5 protein-coding genes are annotated in these 4,813 nt (G+C 73.5%); all 5 read left to right on the top strand.

The window, feature by feature from the left end; genetic code table 11:
• The first annotated feature begins 244 nt into the window (after positions 1–244).
• The 5 genes from DZG00_RS12310 (at position 245) to DZG00_RS12290 (ending at position 4,761) form a co-directional block, all read left to right on the top strand.
• A complete protein-coding gene (locus tag DZG00_RS12310) occupies positions 245–880 on the top strand; it encodes a TetR/AcrR family transcriptional regulator (protein ID WP_119382228.1) in 636 nt (211 codons plus the stop codon).
• A 12-nt stretch (positions 881–892) separates the two neighbouring features.
• Positions 893–2,197 carry a histidine--tRNA ligase gene (gene hisS, locus DZG00_RS12305; protein ID WP_119382227.1) on the top strand — a complete coding sequence of 435 codons (1,305 nt, stop codon included), beginning with the start codon at positions 893–895 and terminating at the stop codon, positions 2,195–2,197.
• Positions 2,198–2,312: 115 nt separating this feature from the next.
• On the top strand, positions 2,313–3,593 hold the full coding sequence (eno, locus tag DZG00_RS12300; RefSeq protein ID WP_119382226.1) for a phosphopyruvate hydratase: 1,281 nt from the start codon (positions 2,313–2,315) through the stop codon (positions 3,591–3,593).
• 98 nt (positions 3,594–3,691) lie between these two features.
• On the top strand, positions 3,692–4,249 hold the full coding sequence (locus DZG00_RS12295; RefSeq protein ID WP_119382225.1) for an FtsB family cell division protein: 558 nt from the start codon (positions 3,692–3,694) through the stop codon (positions 4,247–4,249).
• The gene (locus DZG00_RS12290; RefSeq protein WP_119455673.1) at positions 4,246–4,761 is read left to right on the top strand and encodes a DUF501 domain-containing protein; all 516 of its coding nucleotides are present in this window, start codon (positions 4,246–4,248) and stop codon (positions 4,759–4,761) included. The genes DZG00_RS12295 and DZG00_RS12290 overlap by 4 nt, the downstream gene beginning before the upstream one ends.
• The last annotated feature ends 52 nt before the right edge of the window (positions 4,762–4,813 follow it).

Here is a 4,813-nt window from a genome sequence, read left to right as displayed (position 1 = left end):
GGAGTCCCGGACGGCGGAGCACGAGCCCGCCGACGGCGAGCCGGGCGACGAGGCCGGCGACGCATCCCCCGGCGCGGGCCGGAGCGCCTGAGGCGAGTCCGGCCCGCGGGGGCGTCGCCCGGGATTTACCCGATCCCGGGCCGCCAGGTCCGACGCCTCCACCCGAAGGAGACGGCGGACAGCCTGGGCGCTCACACCGTACGGGTCTTCGCCGCATGTCCATCACGGTTGTTATGGTGAGGCCGTGGCAGCCCCGGATCCGCATCGCCGCCAGGACCTGCTGGCCCACATCCTCGACCACCTCCGCACCCACCCGCTCCAGTCGGTGACGTTCCGCGGCCTCGCCGACGCGCTCGGCGAGAGCACCTTCGTGCTCGTCTACCACTTCGGATCCAAGGAGCGGCTGCTCGAGGCCGCGATGGACGCCATCGACCAGCGGCAGGTCGAGATGGTGGAGGGCGACCCGCGGGAGATCCGACCCGACCAGCTGCGCGAGTGGATCACCCGCGCGTGGAGCTGGCGCCTCACGGACGTGAACCGCGACTTCCAGCGCCTCGAGTTCGAGGCCGCGCTCCTCCGCACGCGCGACGGCGTCGTCCGGCCGCACGCCATCGCGAGCGTCTCCGCGTGGCGCCTGTTCGGCCTCGAGTGGATGCTGGCGCACGGCGTCCCGGAGGACGTCGCCGTCGACACCGCCGACCTCCTGCAGGCCGGGTCCTACGGCCTGCAGTTCGACTTCGTGATCTCGGGCGACCGCGACCGGGCCATGCGGGGCTTCGAGGCGCTCGTCGACGCGTTCACGCCGCGCATCCAGCCGTGGCTCGACCTGGCCGAGGAGTCGGGGCCGGCGGTGCCGCCCGGGGGCCCGCCCGCCGCCTGACAGAATCGGGGGATGCCCCAGCAGATCACGCCGCCCCGCGGCATGCGCGACTTCCTGCCCGCCGAGAAGGCCCGCCGCGAGCAGGCGCTCGCCATCATCCGCCGCACCTACCGCGCGCACGGCTTCGACGAGATCGAGACGCCCGTCGTGGAGGAGTCCGGCCGGCTGCACGCGGGCCTCGGCGGCGACAACGAGAAGCTCGCGTACTCGGTGCTCAAGCGCGGCCTCTCGGGCGACGACCTGCACGCGGCCGCGGACTCCGGCGACGTGCTCGCCCTCTCCGACCTCGGCCTGCGCTTCGACCTCACCGTTCCGCTCGCGCGCTTCTACGCCTCGCACCGCGCGGAGCTGCCCGGCGTCTTCCGCTCGGTCCAGGCCGCGCCCGTCTGGCGCGCCGAGCGCCCGCAGAAGGGCCGCTACCGCCAGTTCATGCAGTGCGACATCGACGTCATCGGCGAGGCAGGGCAGCTGGCCGAGGTCGAGCTGATCTCCGCGACCGCGGCCACGCTCGCGGCCCTCGGCCTCACCGGCTGCACCATCCGCGTGAACGACCGGCGCATCCTCGCGGGGATCCTCGACTTCTGCGGCTTCGAGCCCGACCGGCAGGCGCAGGCGCTGATCAGCATCGACAAGCTCGACAAGATCGGCGCCGCGGGCGTCGTGGCCGAGCTCGCCGAGGGCGGCGCGGACGCGGCGGCTGTGCTGGGCGGGATCCTCGAGCGCATCGAGCCCGCGCTCGCCGACGGCGGCGTGCCGCTCACGACCGAGGCGATCACCGGGATACTCCCCGAGGGCGTGGATCCCGACGCGGTCGCCGACCTCGAGACCCTCGCGGACGCGCTCGTCGGCCTGCCCGACGGCGTCACGCTCCGCTTCGACCCGACCCTCGTGCGCGGCATGGGCTACTACACGGGCACGATCTTCGAGATCGCTCACCCGGCGTCCGGCAGCTCGGTCGGCGGCGGCGGCCGCTACGACGGCATGATCGGCCGCTTCCTCGGCCAGGACGTGCCGGCCGCCGGCTTCTCCATCGGCTTCGAGCGCATCGTCGACCTGGCGGTGCTGCCCGAGGCGGAGGACGCCGACGCCATCGCCCTCGTGCACGACCGGCGGACCCCGGTCGCCGTGCTCGCGCGCCTGAAGGCGGAGCTCGTCGCGTCCGGTCGCCGCGTGCGCCTGGAGCCGCGGCCCAAGAACATCGCACCGCTCCTCGAGGCGCTGCGCCTCGCCGGCTTCCGCACCTTCGCCTCGGTGGACGCCGACACGACCGACGCGGCCGCCCTCCGGGAGCGCCCGCTCGAGGCCCCGCGCGGCTGATCCGTCACCTGCGCGACACCTGCGCGCGGGGCCCGCCGCCCGAGGCCCGGAATGACCCCGCGGCTAGGATGGACCCGACTTCACACCCCCCACCGCAACGCAAGGAGACCATTCCGTGGCAGCCATCGAAGCAGTCAACGCACGCGAGATCCTCGACTCCCGGGGCAACCCGACCGTCGAGGTCGAGGTGCTCCTCGAGGACGGCACGTTCACGCGCGCGGCCGTCCCGTCCGGCGCATCCACCGGCGCGTTCGAGGCGTACGAGCTGCGCGACGGCGACGCGGGCCGCTACCTGGGCAAGGGCGTCCAGAAGGCCGTCGCCGCCGTCGTCGACGAGATCGGCCCGGCCATCCAGGACCTCGACGCCGCGGACCAGCGCATCATCGACGCCACGATGATCGAGCTCGACGGCACCGAGAACAAGTCCCGCCTCGGAGCGAACGCGCTCCTCGGCGTCTCCCTCGCGGTCGCGAAGGCCGCGGCCGACTCGGCCGAGCTGCCGCTCTACCGCTACCTCGGCGGCCCGAACGCGCACACGCTGCCCGTGCCCATGCTCAACGTCATCAACGGCGGCTCGCACGCGGACACCAACGTCGACATCCAGGAGTTCATGCTCCTGCCCGTCGGCGCGTCCACCTTCTCCGAGGGCCTGCGCTGGGGCGTCGAGACGTACCACGCGCTCAAGAGCCTGCTGAAGAAGAAGGGCCTCTCCACCGGCCTCGGCGACGAGGGCGGCTTCGCGCCGAACCTCGACAGCAACCGCGCCGCGCTCGACCTCCTCATGGAGGCCATCGACGCCGCCGGCTTCACCGCGGGCAAGCAGATCGCGCTCGGCCTCGACGTCGCGTCCAGCGAGTTCTACTCCGACGGCGCGTACACGTTCGAGGGCCAGAAGGTGGATGCGGCGCACCTCACCGCGTACTTCGCCGACCTCGTCGCGTCCTACCCCCTCATCACCATCGAGGACCCGCTGGACGAGGACGACTGGGCCGGCTACGACCACTTCACCGCCGAGCTCGGCTCGAAGGTGCAGATCGTCGGCGACGACCTGTTCGTCACCAACCCGAAGCGCCTCGCCGACGGCATCACGCGCGGCGTCGCCAACTCGATCCTCGTGAAGGTCAACCAGATCGGCACGCTCACCGAGACGCTCGACGCGGTCAGCCTCGCGCAGCGCAGCGGCTACACCACCGTGCTCTCGCACCGCTCCGGCGAGACCGAGGACACGACCATCGCCGACCTCGCGGTCGCCGTGGACGCGGGCCAGATCAAGACCGGCGCCCCCGCCCGCAGCGAGCGCGTCGCGAAGTACAACCAGCTCCTCCGCATCGAGCAGGACCTCGGCGCCGCCGCGGTCTACGCCGGCCGCAGCGCCTTCCCGCGCTTCCAGGCCTGATCCGTCCGGCCCGTCCGCGTCCTCCGGGGCGCGGGCGGGCCGGCCGCGCTACACCGCCGCATCCGGCACCGCACGACACGACACACGAAGGAGGACCGATGGCCCGCTTCCCCGGCCTCGACACCCTCCGGGCCCGCCGCTCCACGCGTCCGCGCACCGAGCGCGTCCCCGTCGCCCTGCCCGACGACGGCGCCCCCGCGGGCAACTGGCTCCGCAGCATGCGCTTCTCCGGCTTCTCGGTCATGGTGCTCGTGCTCCTCGTCCTCACCGTCGTGGTGCTCGCACCCGGCCTCCGCATCTACCTCGAGCAGCGCCAGCAGCTCAGCAGCCTGCAGAGCGCGGTGGACGCCCAGAAGGGCACCATCGCCCAGCTCCAGGACCAGCGCGCCCGCTACGACGACCCCGCCTTCCTCAAGGCCCAGGTCCGCGACCGCCTCTTCTACGTGATGCCCGGCGAGACGAGCTACCTCGTGCGCGGGCTGCCCGCCACGTCCGGCGAGGCCACCACCACGCCCGACGGCGCGCCCATCAGCGCCGACCTGCAGGAGACGAAGCAGGACTGGGTGCAGGCCCTGCTCGGGTCCGCGCTCACGAGCGCCCTCAGCGACACCCCGCCCGACCAGCTCCAGGGATCCGTCCAGGGAGGCGACCAGTGACCCGACCCCCCTTCGACCCGCCATCCGAGCGCGACGTGCGCGTCGTCTCCGCCCAGCTCGGCCGCCCCGCGCGCGACGTCGTCGGCATCGCCGCCCGCTGCGTCTGCGGCAACCCCACGGTCGTGAGCACCGCCCCGCGCCTCACCGACGGCACGCCGTTCCCCACGCTCTACTACCTCTGCCACCCCGCGGCCACCGCCGCCATCTCGCACCTCGAGGCCGAGCACGTCATGGCCGAGCTGCAGGACGACCTCGCGGAGGACGAGGCGATGCGCGACGCGTACGCCGCCGCCCACGCGTCCTACCTCGCCGACCGCGAGTCGATCCTCGTGGTGCCCGAGCTGGCGGGCGTCTCCGCGGGCGGCATGCCCGTGCGCGTCAAGTGCCTGCACGCCCTCGCGGGCCACGCGCTCGCCGCGGGTCCAGGCGTGAACCCCATCGGCGACATCGCGCTGGCCCGGGCCACGTGGTCGCCGGACGTCTGCGAGTGCGCCGACCCCGACGCAGCATGACCCCCGCGGCCGGCATCCGCGGATCCGACCCGCGGGCGACGACCCGGCCGGG

The organism is Clavibacter lycopersici (assembly GCF_003576405.1).
Lineage (GTDB): Bacteria > Actinomycetota > Actinomycetes > Actinomycetales > Microbacteriaceae > Clavibacter > Clavibacter lycopersici.
Note: the sequence above shows the minus strand (reverse complement) of the source record. Positions and strands in the feature narration are given on the sequence as shown.